Annotated in this window: 16 protein-coding genes; 15 read left to right on the top strand and 1 reads right to left on the bottom strand. The window is 57.3% G+C overall.

Translation table 11 applies throughout. The features are described 5' to 3' along the window. Window positions 1-7 precede the first annotated feature (7 nt). The 14 genes from FFI16_RS16165 to FFI16_RS16100 all read left to right on the top strand — a co-directional run bounded on the left by FFI16_RS16165 (window position 8) and on the right by FFI16_RS16100 (window position 12859). Window positions 8-1231 carry a transaldolase family protein gene (locus FFI16_RS16165; protein ID WP_138815450.1) on the top strand — a complete coding sequence of 408 codons (1224 nt, stop codon included), beginning with the start codon at window positions 8-10 and terminating at the stop codon, window positions 1229-1231. Beyond that, window positions 1228-1956, top strand: a complete 729-nt coding sequence (locus FFI16_RS16160) for a sulfotransferase family protein (RefSeq protein WP_138815451.1) — start codon at window positions 1228-1230, stop codon at window positions 1954-1956. Before FFI16_RS16165 ends, FFI16_RS16160 begins: the two co-directional genes overlap by 4 nt. A 10-nt stretch (window positions 1957-1966) precedes the next feature. Then, on the top strand, window positions 1967-2692 hold the full coding sequence (locus FFI16_RS16155; protein WP_138815452.1) for an SDR family NAD(P)-dependent oxidoreductase: 726 nt from the start codon (window positions 1967-1969) through the stop codon (window positions 2690-2692). Next, on the top strand, window positions 2689-3825 hold the full coding sequence (locus tag FFI16_RS16150; RefSeq protein ID WP_138815453.1) for a hypothetical protein: 1137 nt from the start codon (window positions 2689-2691) through the stop codon (window positions 3823-3825). Before FFI16_RS16155 ends, FFI16_RS16150 begins: the two co-directional genes overlap by 4 nt. A 13-nt stretch (window positions 3826-3838) precedes the next feature. Next, the gene (locus FFI16_RS16145; protein WP_138815454.1) at window positions 3839-4609 is read left to right on the top strand and encodes a bifunctional 2-polyprenyl-6-hydroxyphenol methylase/3-demethylubiquinol 3-O-methyltransferase UbiG; all 771 of its coding nucleotides are present in this window, start codon (window positions 3839-3841) and stop codon (window positions 4607-4609) included. 10 nt (window positions 4610-4619) lie between these two features. Beyond that, window positions 4620-5849, top strand: a complete 1230-nt coding sequence (locus FFI16_RS16140; RefSeq protein WP_138815455.1) for a nitrate/nitrite transporter — start codon at window positions 4620-4622, stop codon at window positions 5847-5849. Continuing rightward, window positions 5846-6475: an adenylyl-sulfate kinase gene (gene cysC, locus FFI16_RS16135; protein ID WP_138815456.1), complete on the top strand. Its 630-nt coding sequence runs from the start codon at window positions 5846-5848 to the stop codon at window positions 6473-6475. Before FFI16_RS16140 ends, cysC begins: the two co-directional genes overlap by 4 nt. Before the next feature lie 80 nt (window positions 6476-6555). Further along, complete coding sequence (locus FFI16_RS16130) at window positions 6556-7200, top strand: ABATE domain-containing protein (RefSeq protein ID WP_138815457.1); 645 nt, start codon at window positions 6556-6558, stop codon at window positions 7198-7200. 91 nt (window positions 7201-7291) lie between these two features. Further along, window positions 7292-7792 carry a sigma-70 family RNA polymerase sigma factor gene (locus tag FFI16_RS16125; RefSeq protein ID WP_138815458.1) on the top strand — a complete coding sequence of 167 codons (501 nt, stop codon included), beginning with the start codon at window positions 7292-7294 and terminating at the stop codon, window positions 7790-7792. 32 nt (window positions 7793-7824) lie between these two features. Then, window positions 7825-8775 (top strand): FecR family protein, encoded by a 951-nt coding sequence (locus FFI16_RS16120; protein ID WP_138815459.1) that lies wholly within the window; start codon window positions 7825-7827, stop codon window positions 8773-8775. Between the two features lie 97 nt (window positions 8776-8872). Continuing rightward, on the top strand, window positions 8873-11278 hold the full coding sequence (locus FFI16_RS16115) for a TonB-dependent receptor (RefSeq protein WP_138815460.1): 2406 nt from the start codon (window positions 8873-8875) through the stop codon (window positions 11276-11278). 176 nt (window positions 11279-11454) lie between these two features. Then, a complete protein-coding gene (locus FFI16_RS30705; RefSeq protein WP_256666265.1) occupies window positions 11455-11781 on the top strand; it encodes a type III secretion protein in 327 nt (108 codons plus the stop codon). 165 nt (window positions 11782-11946) lie between these two features. Next, window positions 11947-12309: a hypothetical protein gene (locus FFI16_RS30700; protein WP_138815461.1), complete on the top strand. Its 363-nt coding sequence runs from the start codon at window positions 11947-11949 to the stop codon at window positions 12307-12309. A gap of 13 nt (window positions 12310-12322) precedes the next feature. Further along, window positions 12323-12859 carry a type III secretion effector protein gene (locus FFI16_RS16100; protein ID WP_256666264.1) on the top strand — a complete coding sequence of 179 codons (537 nt, stop codon included), beginning with the start codon at window positions 12323-12325 and terminating at the stop codon, window positions 12857-12859. A gap of 26 nt (window positions 12860-12885) precedes the next feature. Here FFI16_RS16100 and FFI16_RS16095 read toward each other — a convergent pair whose 3' ends face one another. Continuing rightward, window positions 12886-14037 (bottom strand): MFS transporter, encoded by a 1152-nt coding sequence (locus tag FFI16_RS16095; protein ID WP_138815463.1) that lies wholly within the window; start codon window positions 14035-14037, stop codon window positions 12886-12888. Between the two features lie 356 nt (window positions 14038-14393). Between FFI16_RS16095 and FFI16_RS16090 the strand changes: the two genes are divergently transcribed. Then, entirely contained in the window at window positions 14394-15380 is a 987-nt protein-coding gene (locus FFI16_RS16090; RefSeq protein WP_138815464.1) for a diaminopimelate epimerase, read from the top strand. Window positions 15381-15594 lie beyond the last annotated feature (214 nt).

Raw genomic sequence — 15594 nt, 5'->3', positions numbered from 1 at the left:
AGGCGTTGTGACGACATCAGGTTATACCGAGCGACTAAAAAGTAATGACCAAAGTTCTGAAGTTTGGTGGGACTCTTCGCCTGCCGTCTATGCACCTTATAAGAAATACTTGCTTGAAAAGTACCCGGCCGCCTTCAGTTCCATAGAACAGTTAATGCCAGACACGTTTTCGCAGCCCGGTGGGTTCAGCAATGTAACCACTAACCCTCGTCTGGTGACTGCGGTAATTCTTGAAAAACGTGAGTATTGGTTGTCGCGGTTTAATCTTGCCAAACTGACGCCCCAAGAGTTGCGCCGCAAGCTGTACGACGAAGTGATCGTGCAGGGGGCTTCCGACCTGAAGCAACGCTGGGTTCAATCTGCCCAGTGTGAAGGGTGGATTTGCGCTCAAGTCGATCCTGTCGATGTGCGCTGTGCCGAACGCATGACTGCCAGGGGCGTGGCACTGCGTCAGTTAGCTGCGAATGTGATGGTGAAGGTGCCCGCAAGCCTGGAGGGCCTTACGACTGTCGAGCACTTAGTGGCGCAAGGCAGTTCTCTCAATATCACCTTCTGCTTCACGGTTGCGCAATTTCAGGCAGGCATCCAGGCCATAGAACGTGGAAGGATGACTGCGCGCAGCAAGGGCATCGACACACGCCATTGCAAGTATGTGATCACGTTCATGATCGGCCGCTTCGCCTGTCAGCCCGAGTTTGCGTTACAAGCGGCAGAGCGCGGCCTGACGCTGAGTCCAGAGGATCTGCGCTGGGCGGAGTTGATGGTTTATGAGCAGATACAGGCGCTGGTCTCGGCGTCTTCCGCTCCAGTCAAAACCCTGCTTTCCAGTATAAAAGTTGATGTGGACGAGCGTGGCAACAAGCACTGCTGGCACCTGGAGAAGACCGGCTTGCTGGCGACGTGCTACACACTGACGCCGGAAGTGGTCGAGTTTTTGATTGAGCGCGAAAGTCGCGGTAAACCGGTATTTCCTGCGGGGGAACCCTTGAAGCCACCGGCTTCGACGCTCGCGAAGTTGTTTCGTATCCCGTATTTCTGCGAAGCCTACTGCCTGGACGGCATCGAGCCTTATGACTTTTGCAATCATGAGGCGTTTATCAATACGTGCAATGAGGCCAACAGTGCGCATCGGCGCCTGGCCGATTTTTGCACTCGACTCTGCCCCCCTACGCATGCTTTCAGCCGTTCGCTCAGTGCGATCATGGCGGCCGAATATGGGGTGCTCGTATGAACAAGATGGTCGGGTTATGGGCGCACCCACGTTCTCGCTCCACGGTGTTGGAACGCGTATTTATCGAGCGCAAAGACTTTGAAGTTTTCCACGAACCGTTTGCCCATATGGCATTTTCTGCTGACTCTGCCATTCCGTCGGATGAATGGGATCACAGTTTTCCAACCACGTATCAGACAATAAAAGAGCGGCTGGTCAAGGCCAGGGAGACAGCCAACGTCTTTCACAAAGACATGTGTTATCACTGCCTCGATGACTTGAGAGTAGACGTGGACTTCCTGGCGCAACAAGACAATATCTTTCTTATTCGGGAACCCGCCAGCAGCATTCTTTCGCATTATCGCGTGCACCCCAATATGCCGTTGCAAGCCATTGGCCATAAAGCCTTGTATGAGATCTTTTGTGTGGTCACTAAGCTCACCGGCAAAATGCCCTATGTCATAAATGCTGATGACCTGGCGGCAGCGCCGGAGCGGGTGATTGGCAAACTGTGTGACTACTTGGGTATTGAATTCCTGCCACACGCCATGGTGTGGAAGCGCGAGTGCCCAGAACAATGGAAAACCTGGCGAAGTTGGCACATTGCCGCAGAAAACAGTGAATGCATTATTTCACCGAGTCAGCCTCACCCAGATAAAGAGGTGCTCGATAACACCCCGGCGTTAAAAGCGATGTATGACTATCACTGGGTTTTTTACGCGCGCATGAACGAATTCTGTCAATAGGGAGCAGGGCATGAAAAAGTTGATTGTTACGGGTGCCGCGAATGGAATTGGTCGGGCGACCGTGGAGCAGGCAATTGTCGATGGTTACTTTGTCATTGCCGTCGATAAAGACGTGGGCGCCCTCAATATCTTGCAAAAGACTTACAATGCGAGTGTATTAGAAACGCAGGTTGCCGATCTTTCCGATGATGCTGTGATCAAGGACTTTATTCCAAGCCTGTATGAGCGTCATGCCACTATCTATGGGTTAATTAATAATGCAGGGGTGTATCACGGCAAAAGCATTTATGCCTATTCCGATAACGAAGTGGATGAAATGCTTAACGTTAACCTCAAAGCCTTGGTTTATCTTTCCAAAGACTTCGCCGAGCGCGAAATGAAGCACGAAGCGCCGCGCAGCATCGTCAATATCACCTCAGTGGCAGGGGAAGTGGGCAGTTGTGATGCCCTGTACGGCGCCACTAAAGCCGCAGTGATCGGCTTGACCAAGGCCAACGCCTGGAACTTCGCGCCTTTTGTGCGGGTAAACGCCGTGTCTCCGGCACTGATTCACGACACGGCCATCTACGACACCATTCCTGAGTATCGGCGCGCGGAGTACGCGCGCCAGGAAATTCTTAAAGACCCCATCCTGCCCAGTGGTGTGGCCGAGGTCATCTTGCTGCTGGTTGGTGAAGGTTTGCGGCATATGACCGGCAAGGTTATCCCGGTTGATAACGGAGCCTACCCACGGTGAGCCAGCCCATACCGAAGAAAAAGTTGCTGTTGGTGGGCGCCGGTAATTTGTGCCTGCAGATTCTCAAGATTCTGGCACCCAGGAACAGGTTCGAGTTTGTCGTGCTGGGGCGCAACGAAGAAGCGACCATCCGCCTGTGCAACCTGGTGACGCTGTCGTGCGCACAACTGCAGCAGTACGTGGCTATCTCGCCGGTGATCGCGGACTTGGCGGATATCGGCAGCGTGACCCAAGTGCTCCGGGAACACGCGCCGGACATCATCGTGAACTGCGCCTCGTTGCAGTCATGGCGAGTGATCACCGGGTTGCCCAAACACTCGTTCGAACAACTTGACCAGGCACAGTTCGGCCCCTGGCTGCCCATGCACCTCACACTGATGCATCACTTGATGCAAGCCGTGAAGGCCTCCGGTATCACGACCCTGACCGTCAATGCGGCCTTTCCCGATGCCGTCAACCCGATTCTGGCCAGGGTCGGTCTGGCCCCTGATATAGGGGTGGGTAATGTCGCCAACCTGATTCCGGCCGTGCGTTTGTCCATCGCACGGTTGCTGAAGTGCTCTGCCGCGGACGTGGAAGTGATGCTGTATGCCCAGCATTATTTCAGTCATTACGTGCCACGGGGCGGCCTGCCTCCGCGTGCGAGCTACCGCTTGCTGTATGAAGTTCGCGGCCAGCGTACGGTCGCTCGTCTGTCGGATGAGGTGATTTTTTCGACGGTGAAAAACGAGTTTCGTCGCTTGGGTGGGGTCGATGGGCAGTTTCTAACCGCGTGTTCTGCGGTCACCGTGATCGAAGGGCTGTTCTCACCGACACCGGTCCTCGTGCACGCGCCCGGTCCACTGGGGCTGCCGGGCGGCTATCCGGTATGGCTTCAGGACGGACGCATCAATGTGCAGTTCTCCGAGAGCTGCCCATACGACGACGCGGTGCGCCTCAATAGCATTTGCCAAAGCCACGATGGTATCGACGAAATCCATTGTGACGGCTCGGTCACCTTTAACCCCAGGTGCATGGCAATCATGCAGACGATGCTGGGGTACTCCAAGCAAATCATGTCGGTTCAACAGTCCGCTGACTGTGCTCATGAACTGGCGGAAAAGTACCTGTCTTTCAAGAATTCAACCTGGTAGGGAGCGGTGTGCCATGAGTCAGACTCCGGGGAATAAACACGCGGAAGTAGCCCGTTATTCAGCACAATATTCACAGGATTTTGTCGAGCGCTGGGACGCGTTGATTGATTGGGAAAAAAGAAAGGCCGGTGAGGATGGTTTCTTTGAGCGGCTGCTCGAAAGGCACGCGGTGAAATCGGTGCTGGATGTGTCCACGGGCAGTGGATTCCATGCTGTGCAACTCAAGCAGGCAGGTTTCAAGGTGGTCGCTACGGACGGCAGCGGGACGATGCTGAAAAAAGCCCGGCAAAACTTCCTTGAGCGTGAGTTGGATATTGAATCCCACCAAATGGAGTGGCTTGACCTCGACCCGGACGTGCTGGGTACGTTCGATGCCGTGGTGTGCCTGGGCAGTTCACTGTGCCATGTGTTTGAGGCGCACGACCGCATGAGCGTGCTGCGCAAGTTCAGGGCATTGCTCAATCCAGGCGGTGTGTTGATTGTTGATCAGCGTAATTTTTTTGCGATTCGCGCGGGCAACTTCAAATCCAGCGGCAATTATTATTACTGCGGCGCCAGTGCGTCGGTCAGCCTGGGAAGGGTTGATGCACAGGTGTGCGAGTTCATTTACGACTTTGCAGATAAACAACGCTACAGCCTGAAAGTGTATCCGTTACTGCCCGCAGAACTGGCCACCGAGATTCAGGCCAGCGGCTTCTTTGCCCATGAGGATTACGGTGATTTTCAGCGTGACTTCGACAGGATGAATTGTGATTTTGTCATCCACACCGCCCGCGCCGTGTGAGGGAGTCATGATGAGCACACTCGTACAGCATAATCCTCGCGCGCTCGATAGCGTGGTGCTGGCAGTCGTACTGACGGGTTTTGTAGCCAGTACCTATGGGTTCGGCGTCTACTTGTTCGCCAACCTGGTGGTTGATATGCGCCGGGATATCGGCTTTGACTACACCACTGTGGGCTTGATCACCGGCGGCGCACAGATAGGTTTCCTGCTGTTTTCTTCGGTCACCAGTTACATCAGCCGTTACTTCGAAGGTTGGAAAATCAGCCTGGTGTCCACCGTAGTGACGTCTCTGGCCCTGCTGGGTTTGAGCGTCAGCGACAATATCTGGTTGTCGGGTGGGTTATTGATATTGCTGGGAGGGTGCTCCGCTTCGGTTTACATCCCGCTGGCAGAAATCGTCACCAAGGGTTTCAGTCCAGGTAACCGCTCCCGCGTCATGGGGCTGATCTCCAGTGGCACCAGTTACGGTGTGTTCATCAACGGGTTGCTGGTGTCGTTTCTCACCTTGCAGGGTGGCTGGCGCTCTATCTGGCTGACAGCCGGCCTTGTGTCATTGGGCCTCTGTTTCATGGCCTGGTTTCTATTGCGCAACATGGGGACGGAACAGGCAACTGGTTTTTCAGGTGAGCGCTCGCGGTCGTTCGATGGCCACACGCCATGGCTGAGCCGTTCGTTGTATTTGATTTGGGTCATCGCCTTTCTCAACGGGATGGCACTGCTGCCGTTTCAAACTTACCTGGCACCTTACTTGCGCGATGAGTTAGGCGTTTCGGTACAAGACGCAGGGTTTATCTGGACGACCATCGGCGCTGTAGGGATGGCTTCGGGCTTTTTGGTGGGATGGGTTGCAGACAAAGTGGGTGCCAAGGCGGCCTTGGCCATGTGCTTTCTGAGCGCGGGTCTGGCAGCCCTGCTGGTGTTCAGTTTTAACACTGTCGCGTTGTTCTATTTGGCGGCTTTTTTGTTTGCGCTGGCGTTTTATCCGATTTTTGGGTTGGTCCCTAGTTACATCGGGCAAATCGTTCCGGTCAACCGGCTGACGCAGGCATTTGGCATCGCCAATGTGCTGATAGGCCTGGGTGGCGTGTGCGGTAACTTCCTGGGCGGGCTGTCCAAAGACCTGACAGGCTCATTCTCGACAGTTTATTGGGTGGTTTCGCTCCTGCTGTTTTTACAATGCGTGATGGTGTTCATGTTGGGCAAACAGCCTGTTTCGCTTAAGGAGGGAGAACGGTCATGAGTTACTTTGCACAAGGCCCACAACAAAACTTGCATGCGTTCACGTTCAGCCACGTGCGTGCCGAACAGTCGCCTATGAAGCAAAAACCTGTGGTCATTTGGCTGACTGGCCTTTCTGCCTCCGGGAAATCGACCATTGCTGATGCGCTGGATCTTGCCTTAAGGGCCCAAGGCCGGTTTACCTGCATCATTGACGGCGATTCGGTACGCACTGGGCTGTGTCGTGACTTGGGGTTTACCGACAGTGACCGCGATGAAAACATTCGGCGGGTCGCTGAGGTCGCGGGTTTGATGGTGGAGGCGGGGCTTATTGTTATCGTTGCGCTGATCTCGCCGTCATCGGCCAGTCGGCATTACGCCCGCTCGATCATTGGCAATGAGCATTTTGTAGAAGTCCATGTGGATGCCCCGCTGGCCATTGTCGAACAGCGCGACCCTAAAGGTTTGTATAAAAAGGCGCGATCGGGATTGCTTAAGAACTTTACGGGGATTGATTCGAACTACGACACTCCGCTGTTTCCTGAAGTGCATGTGCAGACCCACCTGTTTTCAGTTGAACAATCGGTCGAGATCATTCTTGATTGGATGGCGAGTGCAGCGGACCCCGCTGAGCCATTGGTCTTCTAGCCGCGGGGCGACGACTTCGACTCCAAGAAACGAGGTATTCTCTGCCAGGGCAGAGCGTGCAGGTTTTTTCGGGAGTTGGAATGACACATTTCACGGGCACTGCAAAATCAATCCGGCTGATCGGCGGCGCCCGAGTATTGGATTTTATCAATACCACTAATGGTCGCAGGCCGTATTCTGCACTCAAGGTTAAGGAAGAACGACTCACCAGTTTCAAGTTCTTCATCGAGTGGGCATTACACGCCTCTTTGCTCTCTGAGCAAGAGTACGATAAATACTCACCTATGGTGTTTGACTCGCTTATTTCCTTCCAGCCAGACCTGGACGCGATTATTGCATTCCGGGAGTGTCTTTACGGCGTCTTCCACGCTCTGTCATTACACCAGAATGTCACCGATGAGGCCTTACAGCAGATCAACCTGCACTACCAGCAAGGCGCGGCGTGGCGAGTCTTGCGCTCCATTGATGGGAGGCCCGCATGGGGCTGGCGTACCTGCGTCTCTGCGCAGGAGCTGACGTCGATGCTGATAGCGCGCCTGGCCACAGATGCGACGCAATTGCTGGTATCGAGCCAGCTTCACGCGTTGAGGTGCTGCAGTTGCACGGATTGCGATTGGATATTTCTCGATCTCTCCAAAAGTAAACAACGCAAGTGGTGCCAGATGAGTGTGTGTGGCAGCCGAGAGAAACTGAACCGACTTAAACAGGCGGCCAGTCATCTTTAGTTGCAATGCGATACGGTGGGCGACGGGAAGCAATTGCCCCGCTTAATAGGAAGCATTACTATTCACGCCCCCGCCTCCCAGTGCTCACGCGATGATTCCTCAGCCGCCCCGCAGAACAGGCTTTTTCGAGCATTACGAAGAGTTGATCGGAACCTGGACACGCCGCCTGAGAAACCGTCAGCAGGCTGAAGACCTGGCTCACGACACTTTCGTGCGCGTGCTTGAGTCTGGTTCGAGCGACGTTGAGCAGCCGCGTGCCTATCTGCATCAAACGGCGCGCAACATTGCGGTGGACGCTTATCGTCGCGAAGACCGGCGTGAGGCGCTGGCCTTGGACGCCGTTGATCAGTGTTCGCCCCACAACGGTGACCCGGAGCATTTCATGCACGCGATCCAGTTGGCCGACTCCATCGAGCGGGCCTTGGCCGAGTTGCCGCTCAACTGTCGCAAGATATTTATCTGGCAGAAAATCGAGGGGCTGACCCAGCAGGAAATCGCCGTGCGCCTGGGGCTGTCTAAAAACATGGTGGAAAAGTATATGATCCGCACCTTGCGGCATCTGCGCGACCGCCTGGACGCCATGGCCCCATGAACTCTGCCCGTTTTGAAACAGGATCTTCCACGATGGATAGCCGTGCTCGCGACGAAGCCGCGCAATGGTTTGTACGCCTGCAAGACGCCGAGTTGAGCCCCGAAGAGCAACAGCGTTTCGACGCGTGGTGTGCCGAGCAGCCTGAGCATCAATATGAATTTGAAGTGCTGCAAGGTCTGTGGAGCGCCGCTGACCTTGTGCCCTCGGCGCGTTTGCAAGCACTGTGCGAGGCCCCGGTCGAACGCCCCAGACGTCGCGCCATTGTGCGTTACGCTATGGCTGCCAGTGTGGTGGCCATCGCCGTGGGGCTTGGCCTGTTCAGCGGGCTTGAACATCCCAAACCCTACAGCGCTGAGTTCAGCACGCGCTTGGGCGAGCATCGCCAAGTGGCATTGCCCGACGGTTCGGTGATGGACCTCAACAGCCGCAGCGTGGTCGCGGTGCATTATGAAAAGGGTCGGCGCAGCGTAGAAATCAAACAGGGCGAAGCGATGTTCAGCGTTGAACACGACACCAGTCGCCCGTTTATCGTGGCCGCCGGGGCAGGGCAGATCACGGTCACCGGCACGCGTTTTGATGTGCGCCGCGATGACGATCAGACCCGCGTGGTGGTCGAGGCCGGCACGGTCAAGGTGCAGGGGCGTGCGCCGGATCAGAGCGTGACGCTCACGGCAGGGCTCGGCACGCATGTCGATCCTGCAGGGCAAGTCGTTACGGCGTATGCCGTGAATGCCGATGAACTGACAGCCTGGCGCACGGGCAAATTGGTGTTCAACAACGCCACCCTTGGCGAAGTGGCGCGGGAAGTATCGCGCTATCGCGAGCAGCCGTTGCGCGTCAATACGGCGGCGGTGAGCAATTTGCGGCTGACCAGCGTGTTCAAATCCACTGACACCGACGCCTTGCTCAAGGCCCTGCCACATATCCTGCCAGTGGCCGTGCGCGCCTTGCCGGATGGCAGCCAGGAAATTATTTCACGCTGACATTCAGGTTTTTTTCGAGTTCTTCGTCTTCTTCTGCAACTGCAACTGGTTTGCATTAACAGCCGCACACTCTTGCGATCACAGGACTAGGTTCGACGTGAAAAAACTTGTCGGTAACAACAATAAAGTCTCCCGCTGGGCGCCCCTGGCGCTGGCACTTGCGGTCAGTGCCGCGTTGCCTGCGGCCTATGCGGCTGACGGCATCCATATTCGCTCACAGCCGCTGGGCGCTGCTTTGAGTCAACTGGGCCAGCAGACTTCCCTGCAAGTGTTCTTCAGCCCTGACATGGTCGCGGGTAAACAAGCGCCAGCAGTGGACGGCAACCTGTCTCCCGAACAGGCCCTGCGCCAATTGCTTCAGGGCAGCGGCCTGGATTACCAGATCGATGCCGGTTCCGTGACCCTGCGCCCATTGCGCAGTGGCACCGGTGAAGCCGGCTCGCCGTTGGAGCTGGGCGTCACTGATATCAAAGTGGTGGGCGACTGGCTGGGCGATGCGAATGCCGAAGTGGTGCAGAACCATCCGGGCGCACGTACCGTCATTCGCCGTGAAGCCATGGTGGAGCAGGGGGCGATGAATGTCAGTGATGTGCTGCGCCGCGTCCCTGGCGTGCAGGTGCAAGAGGCCAACGGCACGGGCGGCAGCGATATTTCCCTCAACGTCGGCGTGCGTGGCCTGACCTCGCGGCTGTCGCCACGCTCCACCGTATTGATCGACGGCGTACCGGCTGCGTTCGCTCCCTATGGTCAGCCGCAACTGTCGATGGCGCCGATTTCTGCCGGTAACCTGGACAGCATCGACGTGGTACGCGGCGCGGGTTCCGTGCGTTATGGGCCGCAGAACGTCGGTGGGGTGATCAACTTCGTGACCCGCGCGATTCCCGAGCAGGCCTCGGGTGAAGTCGGCACCACCCTGGAAACCTCCGCCCACGGCGGTTGGAAACACGTCGACAACGCTTTTGTCGGCGGCACTGCCAATAACGGCATGGGCGTGGCGTTGTTGTATACCGGGGTGAATGGCAACGGCTACCGCAACAGCAACAACTCCAACGACATCGACGACGTGATCCTCAAGACCCACTGGGCACCGACCGATCAAGACGATTTCTCGCTCAATCTTCATTATTACAATGCCAACGCCGATATGCCCGGTGGCCTGACCCAAAAGCAGTTTGACGCCAACCCGTATCAATCGGTACGTGATTGGGACAATTTCAGCGGCCGTCGCAAGGACATCTCCTTTAAGTACATCCGCCAGATCGACGACCGTACCCAGGCCGAAGTGCTGACCTATTACATCGACAGCTTCCGTGGCAGCAACATTGCCAATCGCGACCTCAAGACCATCGGTTCCTACCCGCGCAGCTACTACACCTTCGGCATCGAGCCGCGGGTGTCCCATGTGTTCGATGTGGGCCCGAGCACCCAGGAAGTCAGCGTCGGTTATCGCTACCTCAAAGAAGGCATGCATGAACAGGCCAGCAGCCTCAATCTGGTCAACAACGTGCCGACGCCGGGCGGGCAAAACGATGGGCATGTTTACCAGGACCGCACCGGCGGCACCGTGGCCAACGCGTTCTATATCGACGACAAAATCGATATCGGCAAGTGGACCGTTACGCCGGGCATTCGCTTCGAAAACATAGAAACCAACTGGCATGACCGCCCGGTGGTCGCCTTGAACGGTGTGCGCACCGTGGAAAAGAATCGCAAGATCAATAGTAACGAGCCGTTGCCGGCGTTGAGCGTGATGTACCACATTTCCGATGCCTGGAAAGTCTTCGCCAACTACGAAACCTCCTTCGGCAGCCTGCAGTACGCGCAGATCGGGCAGGGCGGTCGCGTCAACCAGACGGCCGACGGCCTGAACCCGGAAAAGGCCAAGACCTACGAGATCGGCACACGCTACAACGACAGCGTCTGGGGCGGCGAAGTGACGCTGTTCTACATCGATTTCTCGGATGAGTTGCAATATGTGAGCAATGACGTGGGCTGGACCAACCTCGGCGCGACCAAGCACCAGGGTATCGAAACCTCGGCCCACTACGACCTGTCGAACCTGGACCCACGCCTCGACGGCCTGACCGCCAACGCGGGTTTCACTTACACCAAAGCGACTGCCGAGGGTGATGTGCCGTTCAAGGGCCGCGACCTGCCGCTCTACTCCCGTGAAGTGCTGACAGCGGGCCTGCGCTACGACATCAACCACTGGACCCATAACCTGGACGTCTATGCTCAGTCCGGTCAGCGCGCGCCGGGCACCGGCACCACCTACATCACCCAGGGCACTGCCGATGGACAGTACGGCGATATCCCTGGTTATGTCTCGGTCAACGTGCGCAGCGGGTATGACTTCGGCGCGCAACTGTCGAACCTGAAACTGGGTGTGGGCGTGAAGAACGTCTTCGATCAACAGCACTACACGCGCTCCAGTGACAACAACGCCGGATTGTACCTGGGCCAGCCCCGCACCTTCTTCGTGCAGGCCAGCGTTGGCTTCTGACCGGCCGTTGATAAGAAAAATCGCAGCCTTAGGGCTGCGTTTTTTTGCCTGTTTTTCCAGTGCTCACTGCACGGCCCAGGCCAGGGCAGGAACTGTTTTCGCGCGTTTGCCACACAGGTTGTAACCAGCGACTTTGATCGTAGGGGTTGCTTTTAAACGCCGAGCAGGAGCCAGACATGACTTCAACTTCGTTTCAATCCGGTCAGGCCGATAGCCGGGGCACCTTTGAGGGTACACGCAAGGTTGCCCGCTCAACATCGGTTGGCGAGGAGGGCAACTGCCCAGCCTTATCGACGGTGCACGCCACCGAAACGATGCGCATGAAAGCCTTTGTGGGCCAACACAAATTCCAGGCGCCCGTCGCGGATGATTTTGCCCGTGGCCTGCTTGCGCCAGCGCCTGCCAGCCACCCTGACATCCAGAGCTTGGGGCAACCCACTTGCCGGTGGGCCACGCTGATCAACTACCTCACCACCCGGTGGCGTGGGCCAGCAGCCGGGTAAACCCGTGTTACATGCTGTTATTGGGATTCTTCTGTCGCCCGGAACTATCGCGTGGCGCTAACCACATATCGGATGCTTGCTGCCCGGGGGGGGAACCGATGACTCGGTACTCTCGGTACTGACTTTTCAAGCAAGCATAGATCTGCAAAAAGCGAGAGATGACGCATGAAGATTGAGGGTGCAATACCGCGCGCACAGCCAATGGGCGTGGGCGGGCCAGAGGTGTCTTGGGCTTCATCGCCCCGCGTTTTCCAGCTGCCGGGCGATGAGCCGTTTGCCTCGCGGGACCTGCCGGCGCAGCGGCCCATGCTGTGGCGGGGAGGTTTGTCTTCACTGCGCCAACAGGCGCTGCAGAATGCCCCCGCAGTGCGTACCAACACCACGCCGCCTGGCCCGAACTCTACGGACAGCCAATTAGCCGGTGAGTTGGAGAAACACTTTGGCGAGCTGCATGGATTTCTGAAAGATGGGCGCTTGACGCAGTCGTCATTACGCCAGATCGCCGCTCAAACCTTGAGTGGAGAGTAAGGTGCGCGACCGTATGATTCTGCTGGTCAGGGAAATTCTCAATCGCCCCCTGCTCAACGATGCGATCATCGACTGCGCGGGGTACATCACCCGCGACAGCCTGAACGCGGCCGCTGTGGCACTGCAAGGTAACAGCTCCCCCAGCGTCTTCAGCCAGGACCCTTTTCATGATCAGGGCAACGCTCAGGTCGTAAAGGCACTGCAAGGCTATTTCAAGCAACTGAGGGATATCCCCAAAGACAGCGCAGTATTTTTTGAGGCGCTTGAGTACCTGGACATCAACCAGCTCAAAATCGTGATGAGTGATCCCGATGACCTGGACTCGCAAGGACAGCCCCTGCTGGAGCCCGCCACCGGGCTACCCAGGAAGAAGTACAGTGAACACTGCGTGTACACCGCCAAGAACATTATGGAACGCCCGGGCCTGCTGCGTTCACTGGAGCGCGACAACAATATGCGGTTGTTGGGACGCCCCAGGCACGAGGGCTTTCTTTGCAACAAAAGCCTGGAGCGTTGGCTGGAACACTATGAAACCCACAAAGCCAGGTAACGCCCCGGCTGTGTGCGGTGAGTGCTTTACACCTTGAGAATTTTGCCGCTGATGGCTACGCCCGCCAGCAGCAGCGCAATCAGCACAAAGGCGGTGCTCAGACTGCTGCCGTGGGCGATAAACCCGATAACGGCTGGCCCGGCGAGAATGCCGGCATACCCCAGCGTGGTAATGGCCGGCACGGCGATATGTTCCGGCATGACCGTTTGTTTACCGACGGCGGTGTACAACACCGGCACGATATTCGAGCAGCCGGCGCCCACCAAGGCATACCCCAGCAGCGCCGTTTCCCAGGCCGGCAATAACGTCGCGAGCAACATGCCGGCAGTGGCCAGTGCGCCGCCAATCACGATCACACGGGTAGCCCCCAAGCGGCGAACAATCGCATCACCGGTCAGGCGCCCTGCGGTCATGGTCAAGGCAAACGCCGCGTAACCCAAGCCGGCGTAAGCTTCATCAAGGCCGCGCTCGGCGCTCAGGAACACCGCGCTCCAATCCAGCACGGCGCCTTCGGCCAAAAACACGATGAAACACAGACAGCCGATAAACAGCACCACGCCGTGGGGAACGGCAAACGCGGGGCCAGAGCTTTCGCTGCCGTAAGGTAGCAGATGCGGCCCGGCCTTGAACAATGCCAGCGCCATGATGACGATCACCACCAGCGTCGCCTGCAACGGCGACAAGCCCAGCCCCAGCAACCCGGCAACTCCTGCTGCGCCGACGATACCGCCAAGGCTGAACAACCCGTGGAACCCCGACATCATGGTTTTGCCGCTGGCACGCTCAACAATCACCGCCTGCAGGTTGACCGTCGAATCCACAGTGCCCAGGCCCCCACCAAACAGGAACAGCCCGGCGATCAGCAAGGGGATTGAACTGACCGTGGCGAGCATCGGCAGTGCCAGGCAGATCATGATTGTGCCGGCAATCAGCACCCGGCGACAGCCGAAGCGTGAAGCCAGCGCGCCAGCCATCGGCATGGCGATGATCGATCCGACGCCCAGGCACAACAGCAACAGGCCCAGCGTGCCTTCATTGAGGTTTGCCCGTGCCTTGGCGTAGGGCACCAGCGGCGCCCAGGCCGCGATACCGAAGCCGGCGATGAAAAAGGCGATACGGGTCGACATTTGCTCCAGCCGTCCGGGAACCACGGGCGCTGGGGTGGGGATGGCAGTCATGAAAAATCCTTGGTTTTGCGTTCAACGAACGATGTCCGGCGCGACATCCTTGCACATCAGGCCCTGTCGAGCGAGCCGGGTTCCCTTGAAGAGAGTGACTGGCGCGCAGGCTGCAGTTTTATTGTTACAGGAGCGGAACGTCGAGGACGGTAGCGACCACACAGAGGCTGTCGACTGTATCGGCGGTGGCCTGGAAGGTGCGTAATCTGCGTGAGAACGGATGAACCCCAGGTTTTTACGTTGGATTACCACCTTCCAGGCCACCTCCTACTGCGCTGCCTTCTGTAATACGCTGCTGCCAAGTGTGCAGGCAATCGGCCAAATACGCCGATGATAATTCTTTGGAAGGTGTCGCTATGACGGTGTTCTATGACGCACGGGGCAATATTTACGGTGTGGTCAGCCCCGGCTATTTACGCAGCCGGGGCGTTGCGGTGCCTGAGTGTGCCGACCTGGCTGCCGGCACTCGAACAGAGTGGGCCGCCTTGGCGATCGCGTCGGAATGTGAATGGGGCACGTTACCGCGTGCGGGCAATGCCAAGGCACACCGCTGTGATGGTTTGCTGGTGGGGCCGTTCCAGGCTGCGCCGCCGTTTGACGTGTTGATCGTCAATACCGATGGCACGCTCGCCGAGCGCAGTGGTAACGGCTTGACGATTTTTTCCCAGGCGCTGACGGATCAAGGTTTGATGACCCAGGGGTGTGAGTTGCACGTGCATCACGATAAGCACGATGCAGCCTCTCCGGTGGCGACCTATTCGCAGCCGGCAACCTTTGAACAGGTTGCTGGCTTCTGGCTGGCCTTGGGGCGACCGGAGTTCGGGCCGGCAGCGGTGGCCGCCAGCGGTATTGGCGCGGTAACACTGGGGCAGTGTGAGTTCAGCCATGTGGCCGCACTGGCGGCGATCGACCCGCAATGGGGTGTCAGCCAGTTTGTGCGTGTGGGCAATCCGCATTGTGTGACGCTCGTCGAGCATGTCCAGGCCTTGCCGGACAATCAGTCGCTGCACCAACCCGCACTGTTTGAGCTGTTACAGGCGATTGCTTTTGCACCGCCGGGCGGGCGCGGCCAACCTTGTTTGGCGGGTATCAATCTGCAATGGGCCGCACACTCTTCGGGCAATCGGGTTCTCGCGCGGGTGTTTGAGCGGGGAGAAGGGCCTACTGCGTCCTCGGGTACCAGCGCCAGTGCAGTGGCCTGCGCGGCATGGCGGGCGGGTTGGGTTGAGTCCGGAGAGGTGGCCGTGGTCATGCCGGGTGGCACTGTGCCGGTGCGTTTACAGTGCCAGGCCGAAACTCTGCTGAGCGTCAGTCTGTTCGGTACTGCATGCGTGCAAGCCTGAATGCGTGGAAGTGGCTGATATCTTGAATGCGTGTCAGCTGTTTCTTTGTTGGTTAGTTATATAGGTGAAGTTTGCGTGGGAAGTTTCTTGTTGTTGAATATTGTTTAATTGCACGAATTTATTATTTTGTAAAAGACACGTCCTACCACGGTGTGCGAAACGTCTTTTTTATTTTCAAAGGGTCAACTTTCGCCTGAAATCGCTAATATCTATT

Origin of the sequence: Pseudomonas sp. KBS0710 (assembly GCF_005938045.2) — a bacterium.
Lineage (GTDB): Bacteria > Pseudomonadota > Gammaproteobacteria > Pseudomonadales > Pseudomonadaceae > Aquipseudomonas.
This window is presented reverse-complemented; position numbering and strand designations above follow the sequence as displayed.

What these genes read in the sequence shown, in the direction of transcription:
- FFI16_RS16160 (WP_138815451.1), top strand. Translation starts at nt 1,228, where the DNA reads ATGAACAAGATGGTCGGGTTATGGGCGCACCCACGTTCTCGCTCCACG.
- FFI16_RS16155 (WP_138815452.1), top strand. Translation starts at nt 1,967, where the DNA reads ATGAAAAAGTTGATTGTTACGGGTGCCGCGAATGGAATTGGTCGGGCG.
- FFI16_RS16145 (WP_138815454.1), top strand. Translation starts at nt 3,839, where the DNA reads ATGAGTCAGACTCCGGGGAATAAACACGCGGAAGTAGCCCGTTATTCA.
- FFI16_RS16140 (WP_138815455.1), top strand. Translation starts at nt 4,620, where the DNA reads ATGAGCACACTCGTACAGCATAATCCTCGCGCGCTCGATAGCGTGGTG.
- cysC (WP_138815456.1), top strand. Translation starts at nt 5,846, where the DNA reads ATGAGTTACTTTGCACAAGGCCCACAACAAAACTTGCATGCGTTCACG.
- FFI16_RS16130 (WP_138815457.1), top strand. Translation starts at nt 6,556, where the DNA reads ATGACACATTTCACGGGCACTGCAAAATCAATCCGGCTGATCGGCGGC.
- FFI16_RS16125 (WP_138815458.1), top strand. Translation starts at nt 7,292, where the DNA reads ATGATTCCTCAGCCGCCCCGCAGAACAGGCTTTTTCGAGCATTACGAA.
- FFI16_RS16120 (WP_138815459.1), top strand. Translation starts at nt 7,825, where the DNA reads ATGGATAGCCGTGCTCGCGACGAAGCCGCGCAATGGTTTGTACGCCTG.
- FFI16_RS30705 (WP_256666265.1), top strand. Translation starts at nt 11,455, where the DNA reads ATGACTTCAACTTCGTTTCAATCCGGTCAGGCCGATAGCCGGGGCACC.
- FFI16_RS30700 (WP_138815461.1), top strand. Translation starts at nt 11,947, where the DNA reads ATGAAGATTGAGGGTGCAATACCGCGCGCACAGCCAATGGGCGTGGGC.
- FFI16_RS16100 (WP_256666264.1), top strand. Translation starts at nt 12,323, where the DNA reads ATGATTCTGCTGGTCAGGGAAATTCTCAATCGCCCCCTGCTCAACGAT.
- FFI16_RS16095 (WP_138815463.1), bottom strand. Translation starts at nt 14,037, where the DNA reads ATGACTGCCATCCCCACCCCAGCGCCCGTGGTTCCCGGACGGCTGGAG.
- FFI16_RS16090 (WP_138815464.1), top strand. Translation starts at nt 14,394, where the DNA reads ATGACGGTGTTCTATGACGCACGGGGCAATATTTACGGTGTGGTCAGC.